This window comes from Streptomyces sp. NPDC057287, assembly GCF_042667905.1.
Lineage (GTDB): Bacteria > Actinomycetota > Actinomycetes > Streptomycetales > Streptomycetaceae > Streptomyces.
In genome coordinates, this window is the sequence record NZ_JBHUYV010000004.1 from 106691 (window position 1) to 126115 (window position 19425).

At 70.6% G+C, this 19425-nt stretch carries 14 protein-coding genes; 12 read left to right on the forward strand and 2 right to left on the reverse strand.

Annotated elements, in window-relative coordinates:
• The first annotated feature begins 101 nt into the window (after positions 1-101).
• The 4 genes from ACFUNE_RS09295 to ACFUNE_RS09310 all read left to right on the forward strand — a co-directional run bounded on the left by ACFUNE_RS09295 (position 102) and on the right by ACFUNE_RS09310 (position 3875).
• Entirely contained in the window at positions 102-1322 is a 1221-nt protein-coding gene (locus ACFUNE_RS09295; protein ID WP_383564342.1) for a saccharopine dehydrogenase family protein, read from the forward strand.
• A 130-nt stretch (positions 1323-1452) separates the two neighbouring features.
• The gene (locus tag ACFUNE_RS09300) at positions 1453-2946 is read left to right on the forward strand and encodes an APC family permease (RefSeq protein ID WP_383564344.1); all 1494 of its coding nucleotides are present in this window, start codon (positions 1453-1455) and stop codon (positions 2944-2946) included.
• A 1-nt stretch (position 2947) separates the two neighbouring features.
• On the forward strand, positions 2948-3364 hold the full coding sequence (locus ACFUNE_RS09305) for a universal stress protein (protein ID WP_383564346.1): 417 nt from the start codon (positions 2948-2950) through the stop codon (positions 3362-3364).
• Positions 3365-3530: 166 nt separating this feature from the next.
• A complete protein-coding gene (locus tag ACFUNE_RS09310; protein ID WP_383564348.1) occupies positions 3531-3875 on the forward strand; it encodes a hypothetical protein in 345 nt (114 codons plus the stop codon).
• Between the two features lie 25 nt (positions 3876-3900).
• Here ACFUNE_RS09310 and ACFUNE_RS09315 read toward each other — a convergent pair whose 3' ends face one another.
• Both ACFUNE_RS09315 and ACFUNE_RS09320 read right to left on the reverse strand, forming a co-directional pair.
• Positions 3901-4986: a WD40/YVTN/BNR-like repeat-containing protein gene (locus ACFUNE_RS09315; protein ID WP_383564350.1), complete on the reverse strand. Its 1086-nt coding sequence runs from the start codon at positions 4984-4986 to the stop codon at positions 3901-3903.
• Between the two features lie 170 nt (positions 4987-5156).
• Positions 5157-6215: a LacI family DNA-binding transcriptional regulator gene (locus ACFUNE_RS09320; protein ID WP_383564352.1), complete on the reverse strand. Its 1059-nt coding sequence runs from the start codon at positions 6213-6215 to the stop codon at positions 5157-5159.
• Between the two features lie 215 nt (positions 6216-6430).
• Here ACFUNE_RS09320 and ACFUNE_RS09325 point away from each other — a divergent pair, with 215 nt between their 5' ends.
• The 8 genes from ACFUNE_RS09325 (at position 6431) to ACFUNE_RS09360 (ending at position 19400) form a co-directional block, all read left to right on the forward strand.
• A complete protein-coding gene (locus tag ACFUNE_RS09325; RefSeq protein ID WP_383564977.1) occupies positions 6431-7675 on the forward strand; it encodes an extracellular solute-binding protein in 1245 nt (414 codons plus the stop codon).
• Positions 7676-7677: 2 nt separating this feature from the next.
• Positions 7678-8607, forward strand: coding sequence for a carbohydrate ABC transporter permease (locus ACFUNE_RS09330; RefSeq protein WP_383564354.1), 930 nt, complete (start codon positions 7678-7680; stop codon positions 8605-8607).
• Positions 8608-8611: 4 nt separating this feature from the next.
• Complete coding sequence (locus ACFUNE_RS09335; protein WP_383564356.1) at positions 8612-9511, forward strand: carbohydrate ABC transporter permease; 900 nt, start codon at positions 8612-8614, stop codon at positions 9509-9511.
• A 52-nt stretch (positions 9512-9563) separates the two neighbouring features.
• Positions 9564-11966 (forward strand): glycoside hydrolase family 3 N-terminal domain-containing protein, encoded by a 2403-nt coding sequence (locus ACFUNE_RS09340; protein ID WP_383564358.1) that lies wholly within the window; start codon positions 9564-9566, stop codon positions 11964-11966.
• A 147-nt stretch (positions 11967-12113) separates the two neighbouring features.
• Positions 12114-13217, forward strand: coding sequence for an endo-1,4-beta-xylanase (locus tag ACFUNE_RS09345; RefSeq protein ID WP_383564360.1), 1104 nt, complete (start codon positions 12114-12116; stop codon positions 13215-13217).
• A gap of 36 nt (positions 13218-13253) precedes the next feature.
• Complete coding sequence (locus tag ACFUNE_RS09350; protein ID WP_383564362.1) at positions 13254-14522, forward strand: glucarate dehydratase family protein; 1269 nt, start codon at positions 13254-13256, stop codon at positions 14520-14522.
• 64 nt (positions 14523-14586) lie between these two features.
• The gene (locus ACFUNE_RS09355) at positions 14587-16128 is read left to right on the forward strand and encodes a sodium:solute symporter family protein (RefSeq protein WP_383564364.1); all 1542 of its coding nucleotides are present in this window, start codon (positions 14587-14589) and stop codon (positions 16126-16128) included.
• A gap of 83 nt (positions 16129-16211) precedes the next feature.
• Positions 16212-19400: a glycosyl hydrolase 115 family protein gene (locus ACFUNE_RS09360; protein WP_383564366.1), complete on the forward strand. Its 3189-nt coding sequence runs from the start codon at positions 16212-16214 to the stop codon at positions 19398-19400.
• The last annotated feature ends 25 nt before the right edge of the window (positions 19401-19425 follow it).

Here is a 19425-nt window from a genome sequence, read left to right on the forward strand (position 1 = left end):
CGTTGCCCGCCGCCCGGGAGCGGGGCTGTTAGCGTCCCCACTCCACCGGACCGGCCGGCCCGGCCGTGCCATCGGCAGAATCGGCAGAGGAGTGGTGTCCCATGCGTGTTCTCCTGGTCGGCGCGGGAGGAGTGGGCACGGCGATCACCGGGATCGCGGCCCGGCGGCCCTTCTTCGAGCACATGACGGTCGCCGACTACGACCGTGAACGGGCGGAGACCGCTGTCGCCGCCCTCGGGGAGCGCGGGGACCGCTTCAGTGCCGTCCGGCTCGACGCCTCCGACCCGGTGGCCGTGCGCGCCGCCCTCGCCGAACACCGCTGCGACGTCCTGTTGAACGCCACCGACCCGCGCTTCGTCATGCCGCTCTTCGAGGCGGCACTCGCCGAAGGGGTCCACTACCTCGACATGGCGATGTCGCTGTCCAGGCCGCATCCGTCCCGCCCGTACGAGGAGTGCGGAGTCAAGCTCGGGGACGCCCAGTTCGACCGCGCGGCGGAGTGGGAGGCCGCAGGGCTGCTCGCGCTGGTCGGGATGGGGGTGGAGCCCGGGCTCTCGGACGTGTTCGCCCGCTACGCCTCCGACGAGCTCTTCGACGAGATCGAGGAGATCGGCATCCGTGACGGCGCGGACCTCACGGTGGACGGCTACGACTTCGCCCCGTCCTTCAGCATCTGGACGACCATCGAGGAGTGCCTGAATCCACCGGTCGTCTACGAGGAGGGGCGGGGCTGGTTCACCACCGCACCCTTCAGCGAACCGGAGGTCTTCGACTTCCCCGAGGGCATCGGGCCGGTCGAGTGCGTCAACGTCGAGCACGAGGAGGTGCTGCTCGTCCCCCGTTGGCTGAAGGCCCGTCGCGTCACCTTCAAGTACGGCCTGGGCGACGAGTTCATCGGGGTGCTGCGCACGCTCCACAAGCTGGGTCTGGACCGTACGGACCCCGTGTCCGTGAAGAGCGGAACCGGCGCCGCCCAGGTCTCGCCGAGGGACGTGGTGGCCGCCTGCCTGCCCGATCCGGCCGGGCTGGGGCAGCGGATGCACGGCAGGACGTGCGCGGGCACCTGGGTGAAGGGCAGCAAGGACGGGAAGCCCCGCGAGGTCTACCTCTACCACGTGGTCGACAACCAGTGGTCGATGCGTGAGTACGGCTCCCAGGCCGTGGTCTGGCAGACCGCGATCAACCCCGTGGCCGCGCTCGAGCTCATGGCGGGCGGCATCTGGAGCGGCACCGGGGTGCTGGGCCCCGAGGCCATGCCGCCCCGGCCGTTCCTCGATCTCCTGACCGAGTACGGCGCGCCGTGGGGCCTCCGCGAGCAATGAAGGCCCCGGGAAGCGCTCCTGCGGCCGGTCCCGGGGACACCGCCGGACATGCGCACATCGACGTAGCTCAATAACATACGAATCGACATATTCCGCCTTCTCTTCAGGCCTGTGACCCTAGTGAGGGAGCGTGGCAGAGGACCGTGCCGGATCACGACCGCCGGCAAGCTTGAAGCCGAATGCGATCGGCTTCGTCGACGCGCTCGTCATCGGACTGAACGCCACGTCACCGGCCTACTCGGTGGCGGCGGTCATCGGTCCGATCGTGGCGCTCGTCGGTATCTACGCACCCGGAGTGCTCTTCGCCTCCTTCGTGCCGATGCTCCTCATCGCCGCCGCCTTCTACTACCTCAACAAGGTCGACCAGGACTGCGGGACGACCTTCTCCTGGGTGACGCGCGCCATGGGGCCGTGGACCGGGTGGCTCGGTGGCTGGGCCATCACCATGACCGGTGTCCTCGTGGTCGGGTCACTGGCGGACGTGGCCGTCAGCTTCGGGCTGCTGGCCGTCGGCCTCGACAGCTGGGCCGAGAACACATTCGTCCGCCAGCTGCTCACCGTGATCCTCATCGTGGTGATGACCGGCCTGTGCGTCATCGGGACCGAGATCTCGGCCAAGGTGCAGAACGTCCTGATCCTGGCTCAGGTGGCGTTCCTCCTCGTCTTCGTGATCGTCGCGCTCTACCGGGTCTACGCGGGCACGACCGACTTCGACTACGTCAGACCCTCCGTCGAGTGGCTCAACCCCTTCGGGGCGGGCGGCGCGGCGCTCACGGGAGGACTGCTGCTGGGCGTGTTCATCTACTGGGGCTGGGAGTCGTGCGTCAACCTCACCGAGGAGGTGGAGAACTCCGCGACCGCTCCCGGAAGGGCGGGCGTGTGGTCGACGGTCATCCTGCTGGTGACCTACCTGTCGGTCGGCTTCGCGGTCGTCGCCTTCGCCGGCCCCGCCTACCTCGCGGAGAACGCCGATGAGGAGGAGTTCATCTTCGCCCTGCTCGCGGGCGAGGTCATGGGGGGCTGGGACTGGATCGTGCTGCTCGCGGTCGCGACGTCGGCGCTCGCCTCGACGCAGACCACCATCATCCCGGCCTCGCGCACGGCCCTGTCGATGGCCCGGCGTCACGCGCTGCCCGCGCACTTCGGACACATCAGCCCGCGGTTCCGGACCCCCGACGTGAGCACCTGGTGGGTGGCTGTCATCGCCATCGCCTGGTACCTCGTCGTCAACCAGATCAGCGAGAACGCCCTCTTCGACTCACTGACGGCGCTCTCCCTCCTCATCGCCTTCTACTACGCGCTCACCGGGGTGGCGTGCGCGGTCTACTACCGCAGGCATCTCACCGAGAGCGCGCGCAACTTCTTCCTCATCGGTCTCGGCCCGGTGGTCGGAGCCGGCCTGCTGACCTGGCTCCTCGTCCGGTCGGTCATGGACATGTCCGACCCGGCGAACTCCTACAGCGGGACCTCCTGGTTCGGGCTGGGCCCGCCCCTCGTCATCGGTATCTGCATCAGCCTCGTCGGAGTGGTGCTCATGGTGGTGCTGCGCCTCCGGTCGCCGGCCTTCTGGGCGGAGCGCCGAGGCGTAGTCGACCCCGACCTCGTACACGGCAAGGAGCCCTGAGATGTCCGTGGTCCTCGGGTACGACGAGTCACCGGGTGCCGCGCGTGCCCTGCGCGCGGCGATCGAGGTGGCCTCCGCCTTCGGAGAGCAGCTCGTCCTGGTCTACGGGGCGGCCCCGCCCGGCCCCACCGGCGAGGAGTACCGCGCCCATTACGAGGCCATCCGCCAGGCGGGGCGTACGGGGCTGGAACGGGCGGTCGCCGCTGCGGAGGAGGCCGATGTGCCGACCACCGTCGAGGTGATCGACCTGAGTCCTGCGCAAGCACTGATCGAAGCCGCCTCGCGTCACGCGGCGAGGGTCATCGTGGTGGGCAGCTGGGGTGAGAGCCCGATGCGGGGGGCGCTGCTCGGCTCCACCCCGCACAAGCTCCTGCACCTGTCGACCGTTCCGGTGCTGTGCGTGCCGACCGAGGAGTGAGCCGGGCGGAGCGCCGTGACGGGGCGCGGTCAGGGAAGGGCAGCCCTCCACCGGAGTGAGGGGGGAACGATTCTGCCGCGCCGTCGGAGTGGGAGACGGTCATCCGGCGGTCCGACCGGGGAAGCCTGGGGTGCACCTGACCCACCTCCCACGAAGGAATGCCTCCATGCGCCTCCGCCACCATGCAGCCGCCGCCCTCGGCGCACTCGCGCTCGTCGTCACCCTGCCCGCCCCGGCCTCGGCTGCCGAGGGCCAGTTCAGGTACACGTACGAGACCGACGAGGGCTACGAAGCGGTCGGGTTCCTCAACGACCCGCCGAGTGGGGAGTGCATCAGCCTCCCCGGTGCCGACTCGGACGCACTGCCACCCGCCTACGCGCCGAAGAACGTCACGGACGCGACGGCGACCGTCTTCCTCGGGGCCGACTGCGAGGGCGACGTCTACTACACCCTGCGCCCGGGCGGGGGCGCCTCGGAGCGGCTGAAGGTCCGGTCCGTGGTTTTCAGCTGATCGAACGCGCCCCGGCAGCAGCCGGTCAGCCGAGCACCGCCGCCCGTACGCACAGCACGTCCGGCAGGTGCGAGACCAGCTGCTGCCAGGTGTCGCCGTCGTCCGCGCTCGCGAACACCTCGCCGTTGCGGTTGCCGAAGTAGACGCCGGCCGGGTCGGCGTCGTCCACGCAGAGCGCGTCGCGCAGCACCGTGCCGTAGTGGTCGTCGTCCGGAAGCCCGCGCGTGAGGGGCTCCCAGGTCTCGCCCGCGTCCTGGGTCCTGTACACCCGGCAGCGGTGGCCGGCGGGGACGCGGTCCGCGTCGGCGTTGATCGGGAAGACGTAGAACGTGTCCGCGCGGTGCGGGTGCGCGGCGGCGGCGAAGCCGAAGTCCGAGGGAAGGCCGTCGCCGATGTCCTTCCAGCGCCTCCCGCCGTCGTCGCTGCGGAACACACCCCAGTGGTTCTGCAGGTAGAGCCGGTCGGGATCGGCGGCGTCGCGGGTGACCTTGTGCACGCACTGGCCGAACTCGGGATCGGGATCCGGCAGGAAGACCGCTGAGACGCCCTTGTTGGAGGGGGCCCAGCGCTCACCGCCGTCCTCGGTGCGGAACACGCCCGCGGTGGACACCGCGACGGTGACCGCCCGGGCGTCCCTCGGGTCCGTCAGGATGGTGTGCAGCCCCTCACCGCCCCCGCCCGGCACCCACGCGGACCGTGTCGGATGCTCCCAGAGCGGACGGACCAGTTCGAAGCTCTCGCCGCGGTCGTCCGAACGGAACAGTGCGGCCGGTTCGGTCCCCGCGTAGACGACGTCCGGGGCCTCGGGGCCGGCGGGATGCAGCTGCCAGACGCGCTCCAGCGACGCCTCGGTGAACCGCGGGAACTTCACGGCGGGTTGCTGCGGCTCCACCCAGGTCCCGCCCAGATCGTCGGAGTGGAAGACCGAGGGGCCCCAGTGCGCGCTGTCCCCGCCCACCAGCAGCCGGGGCGTCGCTCCCCGGGTGTCGATCGCGATCGAGTAGATCGCCTGGGCGTTGAAGTGCGGATCGCCGAACTCCCATGTCCCACCGCGTCTGCGGCCGATGAAGAGCCCTTTGCGGGTGCCCACGGTGAGGATTACATCGGTCATGACAGGACCTCCCGAAACGCCGTTGTGCCGGACAGGGGCCAGTCTGCACCCGGCCACTGACAGCGGCCGGGAGCTGGGGTGTCGGCCCAGGTCACAGCGGTCGTGGCGAGGATGCGCCGGTCGCGGTGGGCATCTCGCGAGGGGTGGGGGCGGGCGCACGGCCCGCCCCCTCAGCGCGCCGGCGGGGCCGTGCTGCTGCGGACGACCAGGCTCGTCGCCAGGTCCACCCTGGTGGTCGCGGGCTGCCTGCCCCGGCCCAGGTCGAGCACGAGCCGGGCAGCGGTCTCCGCCATCTCTATGAGCGGCTGGCGCACCGTGGTGAGCGGGGGGCCGATCCAGCGGGTCAGCGGCAGGTCGTCGAAGCCGACCACGCTGAGGTCCTCCGGGATCCGCAGCCCCAGCTCGCGGGCGGCCTCGTAGACGCCGAGTGCCTGCAGGTCGTTCCCGGCGAAGACGGCCGTGGGCGGTTCCGGCAGCCGCAACAGTTCGAGGGCCGCCGTGTAGCCGTCCTCGTGGTTGAACTCCCCCTCCCGGACGAGCTCGGGGTCCATCGGGACGCCGGATGTCTCCAGGGCCGCACGGTAGCCGTCCAGCCGGGCGCGGCTGCACATCATGCGGGCCGGTCCGCCGATGACACCGATCCGCCGGTGGCCCAGACCCGTCAGATGGCGTGTGGCGGCCAGGCCGCCCTGCCAGTTGGCGGCCCCGACCGACGGGATGTCGTCGCCGGGATCACCCGCCGGATCGACGACGACGAAGGGGATGGAGCGGCTCGTCAGCTGGGCCCGCTGTGCCGCGTCGAGGTCGGAGAGCACCAGGATCACTCCGGCCGGGCGGCGGGCGAGGACGCCGTCCACCCACGTCTGGCCGGGGGTGAGCCGGCCGGCGCTCTCCGAGAGGACCAGGCTCAGGCCCTCCTCCCTGGCGACGTTCTCGACACCCCGGACGACCTCCATCGCCCAGGCGCTGTCCAGCTCGTGGAAGACCAGATCGATGAGCTGCGACTGCTGCGAGGCGCCCCGCCTGCGGCGGTAGCCGTGACGCAGCAGCAGCTCCTCCACCCTCGTGCGCGTACCCGGGGCGACGTCGGCGCGGCCGTTCAGCACTTTCGAAACTGTCGGAGCCGAAACTCCGGCCGCTCGGGCGATCTCTGCCAGCGTGGCGGTGCTCTCCGACGGCTCGCCGGCGGGCGCCTTCTCCTGTTGGGGCTGGACCTTTGCAGGGCTCATGCACGAATCGTAGCTCGCCCGCCGCCCCGCATACGCGGCTGGGCAAGGTTCGTAAATCCTTGCTCCTGCCCTCTTGACTGGCCCGAAACACGACCGTACGGTTCCGGCAACATTCGAAAGGCACGCCGAAACATTCGACAGAGGGTGCGGTCATGCGGTCGGGGATATTCACTCAGGGCACACGTACGACGAGATGGGCCGCGGCGGGTGCGGCGATGGTCATGGCCGGCGTGCTGGCCGGCTGCGGGTCCGGGAACAGCGGCAGCGGCAGCGGAACCATCACCGCCTACGTCTACGGCGACGACGCGGTCAAGGTCCAGCAGGCCGCGGTCGACACCTTCAACAAGACCTCCGAGGTCAAGGTGAAGCTCGTGTCGGTCCCCGGCACCGAATACGTCAACAAGCTGCGCAGCGCCATGGGATCGCCCAGCGCTCCGGACGTCTTCTTCAACTGGGGCGGCGGGTCCATCAAGCCCTACGTCGACTCCGAGGAGCTCGTCGACCTCACGTCGACGGTCAAGAACGACGCCACGCTCAAGGACGGCTTCCTTCCGTCGATCATGACGGCCGGCGGCCTGGAGGGGAAGGTCTACGGGGTGCCCATGCGCGGCATGCAGCCCGTGATGCTCTTCTACAACAAGTCCCTCTTCGCCGAGCACAAGGTCGATCCCCCCAAGACCTGGGAGGACCTCCAGGCGGCCATCAAGACCTTCAAGGCCGCCGGAATCACCCCCTTCGCACTCGGCGGCTCCGACAAGTGGCCCGAGCTGATGTGGATGGAGTACCTGCTCGACCGGATCGGCGGTCCCGAGGTCTTCAAGAAGATCCAGGACGGCGACACCGACGGCTGGGGAGATCCCGCGGTGCTCAAGACGGCGCAGACCGTCAAGGAGCTGATCGACGAGGGCGCGTTCGGCAAGAACTTCAACTCCGTCGACTACGGCAACGGCGGAGCCCCGACCCTGCTCAACAAGGGCAAGGCCGCCATGCACCTCATGGGCTCGTGGGAGTACTCCACCCAGTTGGGGAAGGCTCCCGAGTTCGCGAAGAAGGATCTCGGCTGGACCGGCTTCCCGACGGTGGCCGGAGGGGTGGGAGACCCCGCCAACGTGGTGGGCAACCCCACCAACTACTGGTCGGTCAACGCCCGGACCAAGCACAGGGACACCGCCGTCGCCTTCCTGAAGACGATGGCGTCGAAGTCCTACGCGCAGGCCCTCGTCGACAACGGTGACGTCCCGACCACGTCCAACGCGGCCTCGATGCTGAGTGGTTCCCCCAACCCGCAGTTCGCCACCGACCAGTACGAGATGGTGCAGAAGGCCCCGAGCTTCACGCTCTCGTGGGACCAGGCACTCGAAGCCCAGTACGCCACGCCACTGCTCACGGAGATCAGCAAGCTGTTCGCCGGCAAGACGACTCCCGAGCAGTTCGTCGAAGCAATGAAGGCCGCCAAGTAACGATGTCCCACCACACTCCGGTCGCCAAGAGGCACGGAGACGGGAAGGCGGCCGTCGGCAACGTCGGCCGCCCGCCGGTCGCCTGGGCCGTCCCCGGCATCCTCTTCTTCGCCCTCTTCGCGATCGTCCCCCTGGCGATCGCCGTCTACCTCTCCTTCTGCCGATGGGACGGACTCAACTCCCCGACCCTGACCGGCCTGGACAACTGGACCCGGCTGTTCAAGGACTCCGAGTTCGGCCAGGCCGCCTGGCTGAGCCTGCTGCTCACCACGATCAGCTGGGTCTTCCAGACGCCGGTGGCCCTGCTGCTGGGTGTGTGGGCGGCAGGGCGCCAGCGCAGCCGCGCCTTCCTCTCCGCCGTCTTCTTCATCCCGCTGCTGCTCTCCACCACGGCGATCGCCATGCTCTTCCACGCCCTGCTGGACCCCAACTTCGGTGTGATCCAGACGATCGGGCCCTGGATCGGTGTCGACCCCAACGTCATGGGCTCGTCCACCGGAGCCCTGCTCGTCGTGGCGTTCGTCGGCGGCTGGCAGTTCATGCCCTTCCACACGCTGATCTACCAGGGCGGCGCCCGGCAGATCCCCGAAGTCCTCTACCAGGCCGCCTCGATCGACGGCGCGGGCATGGTGCGGCAGTTCTTCCACATCACCCTGCCGCAGCTCCGCCACACGATGACGACCTCGTCGGTCCTGATGATCGTCGGTTCGCTGACGTACTTCGACACCGTGCTCATCATGACCAAGGGCGGTCCCGGCACGGACACGACGATCCTGCCCTACCTGATGTACCGGACCGGCTTCCAGACGTACGACCTCGGCTATGCGGCGGCCATCGCCACGGCACTGGTCGTGGTGGCCACGAGCATCTCGCTTGTCATGGTCCGCCTCAGCGGCTTCGGGTCCATGCGGTCGACCCGGGAAGGTATGTGACGAGATGTCGATCGACACCCGCCGCGCGGCTCCGCAGCGCCGCGCGACGCCGACCGCGCCACACCGCGGACGTCCCGTCCGCCGGCGCAGGCCCCTCGGCAACCCGGTGGCCGGCCTCGGCTCGCTGATCTGGCTCCTCATCGTCCTGGTGCCGCTCTACACACTGGTCTCCGCGTCGCTGATGCACCAGGACGAGGCGCTGAACGGCGATCCGCTGGCGATCCCCACGGACCCCACACTGGACAACTACGACACCGTGCTGGACAGCGGGTTCCTCTCGCTGATCGGCAACACCGCGCTCGTCGCCGTGGCCACGGTCGCCCTCGTGCTCGTGTTCTCGGTCCCGGTGGCGTACGTGGCGGTCCGCACCCGCAGCCGGCTCTCGTCGCTCGCCTTCCGGACCTTCCTCCTCGGCGTGGCGATCCCGGCGCAGGCGGTGATCGTGCCCCTGTACCTGATGATCGGGAAGATGGGGCTGTACGACACGCTGTGGGCGATCATCCTGCCCACCGCGGCCTTCGCGATGCCCGTCGCGGTCCTCGTGCTCAGCGGCACCATGCGCGACGTCTCCGAGGAGATGTACGAGGCGATGGCCCTCGACGGCGCCTCGCCCATGCGCATGCTGTGGCAGCTGGCGGTGCCGCTGTCCAGGGCCGGGATCAGCACGGTGGCCATCTTCTCCGCCCTGCAGGCCTGGAACGGCTTCCTGTTCCCGCTGATCCTGACCCAGTCGGAGGAGCAGCGCGTACTGACGCTGGGACTGTTCAACTTCATGAGCCAGTTCGGAGTGAACATCCCCGCGGTGCTGGCAGCGATCGTCCTCTCCGTCATACCCATCTTCGCCGTGTACCTCGTGGCCCGGCGGGCGCTGATCAACGGACTGATGGGGGTGGGCGGCAAGTAGCACGCCGACGCCGCCCCGGACCACCGCACTCATGAGAGGAACCCCTGCCGCCATGGCGATCCACCCCGTCCCGCAGGCCCGCAAGACCGATCCGCCCTCCGCCGTCGACGGTCCGTGGCGCGACCCTTCCCTCAGCCCCGAGACGAGGGTGGCCGACCTGTCGGCCCGGATGACGCTCGAGGAGAAGGCCGCCCAGCTCTACGGAATCTGGGTGGGTGCCGACGCGGAGGGCGACGGAGTCGCACCGCACCAGAACGACATGGTCGATCCGGTCGACTTCGAGGACATCACCACCCGCGGACTCGGCCAGCTCACCCGGCCGTTCGGAACCGCCCCGGTGGACCCGGGCGTCGGAGCCGTCTCGCTGGCCAGGGCCCAGGCCCGGATCGTGGAGGCGGGCCGGTTCGGGATCCCGGCCGTCGCCCACGAGGAGTGCCTGGCCGGATTCACCGCGTGGGGGGCGACCGCCTACCCGGTCCCGCTCGCCTGGGGGGCGGCCTGGGACCCGGAGCTGGTCGCGGAGATGGCGCACCGGATCGGCAGCGACATGCGGTCGGTCGGCATCCATCAGGGGCTCGCCCCCGTCCTGGACGTCGTGCGGGATCTGCGCTGGGGGCGTGTCGAGGAGACGATCGGCGAGGACCCGTATCTCGTCGCCACCGTCGCCACCGCCTACGTGAAGGGCCTGGAATCAGCGGGGATCGTCGCCACGCTCAAGCACTTCGCGGGCTACTCCGCGTCGGCCGGCGCACGCAACCTCTCCCCGGTCCGGGCCGGCGCGCGGGAGATGGCCGACGTGATCCTGCCGCCGTTCGAGATGGCGGTACGTGAGGGCGGCGCCCGTTCGGTGATGCACTCGTACGCCGAGATCGACGGGGTCCCGGTGGCCGCCGACCCGTCGCTCCTCACCGGACTTCTCCGCGACACCTGGGGCTTCAGCGGCACGGTCGTCGCCGACTACTTCGGCATCGGCTTCCTGGAGACCCTGCACAGGGTCGCCGAGAACCGCGGCGACGCCGCCCGCCTCGCCCTGACGGCCGGCGTGGACATCGAGCTCCCCACCGTGCGCAGCTACGGTGACGCGCTGGTCGCCGCCGTACGCGACGGCTCCGTCACCGAGGAGCTGGTGGACCGTGCTCTGCACAGGGTCCTCCTGCAGAAGTGCGAGCTCGGACTGCTGGACCCCGGCCGGCAGCCACTGCCCGCCGTGCTCAAGGGCGTCGATCCGGAGCAGGCGCGCGGCACGGTGGACCTCGACCCGCCGCAGAACCGGGCCCTGGCCCGGCTGCTCGCCGAGCGGTCCTGCGTCCTGCTGTCCAACCCCGGGGGCGCACTACCGCTGAGCGGCACCGGACGGATCGCGGTCGTCGGACCGCGCGCCGACGACCCGCTGGCCATGCTCGGCTGCTACTCCTTCCCGAGCCACGTCGGGGTCCAGCACCCCGAGGCGCCCATGGGCATCGTCATCCCCACGGTGCTGGAGGCGCTCCGCGAGGAGTTCCCCGGGGCCGGGATCGACTACGCGCAGGGCTGCGACGTGGACGGCACGGACGCCGGGGGCATCGGGGCGGCCACCGCGCTGGCGGCCGGGGCCGACGTCTGCGTGGCCGTTCTCGGCGACCGCGCCGGACTCTTCGGCCGCGGCACCTCCGGCGAGGGCTGCGACGTGGCCGACCTCGCGCTGCCCGGCCTCCAGGGCGAGCTCCTGGACGCGCTGCTCGCGACCGGCACCCCGGTCGTCCTGGTGCTGCTGACAGGTCGTACGTACGCGCTCGGCGGCCGGGCGGACCGGCTGGCCGGCTGCGTGCAGGCGTTCTTCCCGGGCGAGGAGGGCGGCCCGGCGCTCGCCGGCGTGCTCTCGGGGCGGGTCAACCCGTCCGGGCGTCTTCCCGTGGGTGTACCCCGAGGAACCGGAGGGCAGCCGTGGACCTATCTGCAGCCCCCGCTCGGCCTGGCGAACGGGGTCAGCAACCTGGACCCGACGCCGCTCTATCCGTTCGGGCACGGGCTCTCGTACACCTCGTTCGCCTGGGAGGCCGACGCCGACGTGCCGGCCGAGCTGCCCACCGACGGAGAGGCCGAACTCGCGGTCACGGTCCGCAACACGGGGGACCACGACGGGGCCGAAGTGGTCCAGCTCTACGTCCACGACCCGGTGGCCCAGACCACGCGTCCCGAGGTGCGGCTGATCGGGTACGCCCGGGTTCCGCTCGCCGCGGGGGAGTCCCGGCGGGTCAGCTTCCGCTTCCACCCGGACCTGGTCTCCTTCACCGGGACGGGCGGGCGCCGCATCGTCGAGCCCGGTGACCTGGAGCTGCGCTTCGCGGCCTCCAGCGATGCGGCCGACGTCAAGCACACCGTACGGCTGCGCCTCACCGGACCGGAGCGCACCGTCGGTCACCGGCGCCGCATGGTCTGCGACACGTCGGTCGACGCACCGCTCGCGCAGAAGTGACGTGCGGGGGGCCGAGGCTCCCCGCACGCCCGTCCCGCGCACCCCCCGAGGGGTGCGCGGGGAGATGTCGAAAGTTTCGAGGGCCGCCCCCCGGTGTGCTCGGCCGGCGGTTCCGCTTCCACGTGTCATCACGGAAAGGCATCTGTCATGCTCAAGACAATTCGCTCCGTCGCGGTGGGTTCCGTGGCCGCCGTCCTCCTCGTCCCGGCGTTCACCCTCTCCAGCGCTTCCGCCACCACGGCTGACACCGGGCGGCACGGCGGCCGGAGCCATGCCCCGGCCCCGCAGACCCTCGCAGCCCTCGGCAAGAAGGCCGGACTGCGCATCGGCACCGCCGTCGACACCACCGCTCTCTCCGGCGACGCGCCCTACCGGGCAGGGGTCGTAGGAGAGTTCTCCTCCGTCACCCCGGAGAACGTCATGAAGTGGGAGGCGGTGGAGCCGGAGCGGGGCACCTACGACTGGGCTGCCGCAGACGGACTCGTCGACTTCGCCGAGAAGAACAGGCAACTGGTCCGCGGGCACACCCTGGTGTGGCACAGCCAGCTGCCCGCCTGGCTGACCGAGGGCGACTTCACCGCCGGGGAGCTGCGGGAGATCCTGCACCGGCACATCACCGACCAGGTCACCCACTTCAAGGGCCGGATCTGGCAGTGGGACGTCGTCAACGAGGCCTTCGACGACGACGGAACGATGAGGGACAGCATCTGGCTGCGGAAGCTGGGCCCCGGCTACATCGCCGACGCCTTCCGCTGGGCGCACCAGGCGGACCCGAAGGCCCGCCTGTTCATCAACGACTACAACATCGAGGGCGTCAACGCGAAGAGCACCGCCCTCCACGAGCTGGTCACCACCCTGCGCGAACAGCGTGTGCCGGTCCACGGCGTCGGGATCCAGGGTCACCTGGGCGTGCAGTACAGCGCACCGCACGACATCGCCGACAACATGCTGCGCTTCGACCGCCTCGGCCTGGAGACCGCGATCACCGAGGCCGACGTCCGGATCCCCCTGCCGGCCGACAGCACGAAGCTGGAGGCCCAGGCCGAGGGCTACGGCGTCCTCCTGCGCGGCTGCCTCCTCACTCCCGGCTGCAACGACTTCACCGTCTGGGGCTTCACCGACACCTACTCCTGGGTGCCGGACACCTTCCCCGGCCAGGGCGCGGCCAACATCCTCGACGAGGACTACGCCCCCAAGCCCGCCTACGGCACCCTGCGCCAGACCCTGGCGCTCGCCGCCGGCCGGCGCTGACCCACGACCACCCCACCGGTACGGAAGAGGCGACGGATGACGACGGACCTCCGGATCACCGGAGTGCGCATCACTCCGGTTGCCTTCAGGGACCCGGCGCTGCTGAACGCGGTCGGTGTGCACGAGCCCTTCGCGCTGCGAGCGGTCGTCGAGGTGGACACGGGCGACGGCCCGGCCGGCCTCGGCGAGACCTACGCGGACGACGGGCACCTGCGCCGGCTGCGGGCGGCCGCGGACGCGATCACCGGTATGGACGTGTACGCGCTCGGCGCCATGCACCGCAAGGTGGCCGGGGCGCTGGTGGACGACAACGGGACCGGCGGGTCCGGGCTCACCGGGATGATCACCACGAGCAGCGCCGTCGACCGGGTCTTCTCCCCGTTCGAGGTGGCCTGCCTGGACATCCAGGGCAAGGCGGCGGGCCGCCCCGTCAGCGACCTGCTCGGCGGCGCCGTACGGGACACCGTCCCCTTCAGCGCCTACCTCTTCTACAAGTGGGCCGGCCACCCCGGGGCGGAACCCGACGACTGGGGCGAGGCCCTGGATCCCGAGGGCATCGTCGCCCAGGCCCGGCGCATGATCGACCAGTACGGCTTCTCGGCCGTCAAGTTGAAGGGCGGGGTGCGGCCTCCCGAGGAGGAGGCCGAGGCGGTCCTCGCCCTGCGCGACGCGTTCCCCGGCATGCCGTTGCGGCTCGACCCCAACGCGGCCTGGAGCGTGGACACATCGGTCGGGGTGGCCCGCCGCCTGGAGGGCGTCCTGGAGTACCTGGAGGACCCGACCCCCGATCTCGACGGGATGGCCGCGGTCGCGCGGGAGACGGCGATCCCGCTCGCCACCAACATGTGCGTCGTCGCCTTCGACCACCTGGCGCCCGCGGTCGAGCGGGGATCGGTCCAGGTCGTGCTGTCGGACCACCACTACTGGGGAGGTCTGCACCGCTCCCGGCTCCTCTCCGGGATCTGCGACACCTTCGGGATGGGGCTCTCGATGCACTCCAACTCGCATCTGGGTATCAGCCTGGCCGCGATGACCCACCTGGCGGCCGCCACGCCGAACCTCACCTACGCCTGCGACACCCACTGGCCGTGGAAGACCGAGGAGGTCGTGGTCCCCGGCCCGCTCACCTTCGCCGACGGCGCGGTCCGCGTCCCCCGGGGGCCCGGTCTCGGCGTCGAACTGGACCGGGACGCCCTCGCCCGGCTGCACGAGCAGTACATCGCGTGCGGACTCCGCAACCGTGACGACACCGGCTACATGCGCCGGATCGACCCCTCCTACGAGAAGAAGACGCCCCGCTGGTGATCCGCCGGGGCCGCCGGTTCCCCGCCGGCCGCCGCGGCCACCCCCCGTACACCGAGGAGTTCTGATGGCCCCGCTCGACTGGGCCGCCCTGGGCGGCTATTTCCTGGTGATGCTGCTCATCGGCCTCTGGTCGCACCGCCGTGTCGGCGACGTGAGCGACTACTTCACCGGAGGCGGCCGGATGCCCTGGTGGCTCTCCGGAATCTCCCACCACATGTCCGGGTACAGCGCGGCCGTGTTCGTCGCGTACGCGGCCATCGCCTACAGCTACGGCATCACCGTCTACGTCTGGGCCTTCCTGCCGCTCGCGTTCGGCACCGCGGTGGGCGCCTGGCTGTTCGCCCCGCGCTGGCAGCGGCTGAGGCGGCGCTACGACGTCGCCTCGCCCCTCGAATACCTCGCCAAGCGCTACGACGTACCCACCCAGCAGGCCCTCGCCTGGAGCGGGGCGCTGCTCAAGGTGTTCGACGTCGCCGCGAAATGGGCCTCCGTGGCCGTGCTGCTCAACGTGTTCACCGGCATGTCGATGACCACGGGCATCCTGATCACCGGCACCGTGACCCTGCTCTACTGCACGGTGGGCGGCCTGTGGGCCGACGCGCTCACCGACTTCGGTCAGTTCGTCGTCCAGGGAGCCGCCGCGCTCGCCATGCTCTGGGTCGTACTGGACCGGCTCGGTGACGGCCCGGCGGGTCTGGCCACCCTCTGGGACAGGCTGCCCGAAGGACACGCACAGCCGCTCGTCGGTCCGTACACGGCGACCTTCCTCGGGGCGTACGTCGTCGTGAAGCTCTTCGAGTACAACGGCGGCATGTGGAACCTGGCCCAGCGGTACATGGCCACGGACTCCCCGAAGGCCGCCCGCCGTTCGGCGGGGCTCTCGGCCCTGCTGTACGTCGTCTGGCCGGCCGTGCTGCTGTTCCCGCCCGTCGCGGCGGCGGTGCTGCTGCCGGACATCGCGGAACCCGAGAAGGTCTACGCGCTGATGGCGGAGTCCTACCTGCCCGCGGGGCTCGTCGGGCTGACGCTTGCCGGGATGTTCTCCCACACCATGGCGATGGCCTCCTCGGACGCGAACGCGGTCTCCGCGGTCGTCACCCGCGACATCATCCCCGCCGTGGTCCGCCGGGCCCGCGACCTGTCCCCGGCGACCGGGCTGCTCGTCGCCCGGGTGTGCACGGTGGTCTTCATCGGCATCAGCATGATCGTCGCGATCGAGGCCGACCACTTCGGAGGGGTGCTGGGCATCATCGTCGGGCTGGTCGCGGCCGTGATGGGCCCCATATCCATCCCCATGCTGCTGGGGCTGCTGCCCGCCTTCCGCCGGTTCGGGCCGCGGGCCGCACTCTCCTCCTGGGCGCTGGGGCTGCTCGGGTACCTCGTGGTGAAGTTCGTGCTGGACAGTACGGACCAGACGCTCGTGATCGTCACGCCGCTGGTCACCTCGCTGGTCGTGTACGTCGTCGTCGGCCTGATCGGCCCCGAGCCCGACGACACCGCCGACGCGATCGTGGCCGCGCTGTCCCCCGCATCCGGGGAGGACGGGGGCGGACCGGTGCCTGCCGCCGGGCCGGCGCCCGCCGCGGCGCCCGGTGTCGTCGACTGACGCCGTCACCCCGCATCGAAGACCCTGTCAGGGGCTCACGCCCCTCCAATTTGTCATGTGTGTGAACAAAATGGGAGAGCAGCATGGACAAGCACACCAGCCGCAGATCGGTCCTCGGGGCGGGTCTCGGGTTCACGGCGCTCACGGCGACGCCGCTCGGATCGCTGATGGGACTGGCCCCCGAGACCGCCGCGGCTCCGTCCGGTGGCGGCGGATCCGGGGCGGTCCGGCCCACCGATCCCGGCGCGTACATCTCGTTCACGCCCCGACCCGGCGCCTTCCCCCTGGTCAGGGACGGCAGAGCTGCCCCGATCGTGGTCAGCGACACGGACTACGACGGCGTCCTCCGGGTGGCCGGTGACCTCAGGGACGACATCGAGCGCGTCACCGGCGTGCGCCCCGCGCTCGCGCGGAACGCGGCACCGCGGGGCCGCGAGATCGTCCTCGTGGGCACCATCGGCCGCAGCCCGCTGATCGACGGCCTGATCTCCGCCGGCAGGCTCAAGGCCTCCGGGATCACGGACCGGTGGGAGACCAGCCTCCAGACCGTCGTGGAGAAGCCACTGCCGGGGGTGGACCGCGCGTTCGTCATCGCGGGCAGCGACCAGCGCGGCACGATCTTCGGCGCGTACGACGTCTCCCGGGGCATCGGGGTCTCGCCCTGGTACTGGTGGGACGACGTCGCCCCCGTCCGCCGGGACGCGCTGTACGTCCTGCCCGGCCTGCACAGCCAGGGCACCCCCGCCGTGAAGTACCGGGGGTTCTTCATCAACGACGAGAATCCTGCCCTGGGCACGTGGGCACCCGCCTTCTTCGGTCCCGGCAAGGCGCCCGGCTTCGAAGGCGGGTTCAACGCCGGCTTCTACGCCAAGATCTTCGAGGTGATGCTGCGCCTCAAGGCCAACTACCTCTGGCCCGCCGTCTGGGGGCGCGCCTTCGCCGAGGACGACCCGGAGAACCACGCCACCGCGAAGGCCTACGGCGTCGTCATGGGCACCTCGCACGAGGCGCCCATGATGCGGGGCATCGAGGAGTGGAACCGGCACGCCGTCGCCGCCGTGCGCGACAGCGAGGGAAACATCACCAAGCGTGGCCACGACCCCTACGGCGGCACCGGCGAGTGGTCCTTCCGCCGCAACGCCGAGGCCATCAGGGCCTACTGGCGGGAGGGTGTCCGCCGCATGGCCGACGAGGACTTCGAGGGCGTGGTCACCCTCGGCATGCGTGGGAACGGCGACGTCAGCCTGCCCGACGGCGACGGCATCGAGCTGATGACGGAGATCATCGCCACCCAGCGCGAGATCCTCGCCGACGAACTGGGCGCACCGGACGCTGTCCCGCAGGTGTGGACCCTCTACAAGGAGGTCCAGCACTACTGGGACCGCGGACTCCGCGTCCCGGACGACATCACCGTCGTCCTCACCGACGACAACTGGGCCAACGTCCGCAAGCTGCCGGATCTGGAGAACGACCCCCGCGGCGGCGGTTACGGGCTCTACTACCACTTCGACTACGTCGGGGTGGGCCGGAACTACAAGTGGGTCGACACCGCCTCGCTCCCCAACATGTGGGACCAGCTCCACCAGAGCGCGGCGTACGGCAACCACGGACTCTGGGTCACCAACGTGGGCGACCTCAAGGGCAACGAGCTGCCCACCCAGTTCTTCCTGGAGTACGCCTGGGACCCCGGCCGCTGGCCCCTGGAGGCGCTCGCGGAGTGGGAGGAGCGGTACGCCGCGCAGAACTTCGGCGAGCGGCAGGCGGAGGAGATCGCCGGGATCCTGCGGACGTACGCCCGGCTGCAGTCCCGCCGCAAGCCCGAGCTGCTCAACAGGAAGATCACCCTCGACCCCGCCAAGGATCCGGCGACGGACTCCTCCGCAGTCACCTACGACGACCGGGCCACACCCTTCAGCATCGTCGACTACCGCGAGCTGGAGCGGGTCACCGAGGACTGGCAGCGCCTGGCTGCGGCCGCCGACCGCGTCCGCCGGGTGCTGCCCGCGTCCGCCCAGGACTCCTGGTACGAGCTCGTCGGATACGCGGTGCAGGCGACCGCCAACCTCTACACCCTGCGGGAGGCGGAGTTCACCAACCTCCACTACGCGCCCCAGGGCCGCGCCCTGACCAACCAGCTCGCGGCCACCGCCGAGGCCGGCCTCGCGGAGGACCTCGCCCTCGCCGAGCGGTTCAACACCGAGGTGGCCGGAGGCAAATGGGAGGGTTTCCAGACCCAGCCGCACATCGGGTACGGCGATGTCGACCGCTACGGGCCCAACGCCCCCTGGCAGCAGCCCGAGCTGGACAACGTGGCGATCGCCGACGAGATCTTCCCCGCCGTGCGGCGGATCGAGCTCCCGCACAGGGCGGAGATGGGCGTGGCCGTCGACGGCTCGCCGGACTGGTGGCCGGGGTCCGGCGGGGGCGGCGCCGAAGCGGTGCTCCCGGTGTTCAGCCCGTACCAGAGCCAGCCCGCGCAGTACGTCGAGGTGTTCAACCGCGGCACCGAGCCCTTCGACTTCCGCATCCGTACGGGAGCCTCCTGGCTGATCGCCGACCGGACCCGGGGACGGGTGGACGCGCAGACCCGGGTCACCTTCCGGGTCGACTGGTCGCGCGCTCCGAAGGGGGTGACGCGGGTTCCCGTCACGGTGTCCGGCCCCGGAGGCAGCGAGGTCGTCGTCCGGGCCGTGGTCGACCGGCCCAGACTGGAGCGGACGCGGCTCGAAGGATTCGTCGAGGCCAACGGATACGTCTCCGTCGAGGCCGACCACTTCCACCGGGCGGTCGGCCGGGACGGAATTTCCTGGCGGCGCATTCCCGGCATCGGCCGCACCGGAGCGGGCATGGAGCCCTTCCCGGTCACCGCGGCACGCCAGGCGCCGGGCGGCCGGGGGCCGCGGCTGGAGTACCGGGTCAGCCTGTTCACGACCGGGCCGGTCACGGTCTGGGCGTACCTCTCGCCCCGTAACAACGCCCTGGCCGGCGACGGGCTCACGTACGCCGTCTCCTTCGACGAGGACGCGCCGCAGTCCGTCAACATCACCGAGATCACGGGCTCCGACGACGGCACCATGAACCCGCAGTGGGCGCGCAACACCTCGGACAACGTCAACCGCACCGCCACCACGCACCGCATCGGCAGGACCGGGGTCCACGTGCTGAAATTCTGGATGGTCGACCCGACCGTGGTACTCCAGAACCTCGTGGTGGACACCGGCGGCCTCAAGCCCAGCCATCTGGGCCCGCCGGAGAGTCTCCGGCTGAGCTGACCGGAGCGGGACGAGGAGGCGGCAG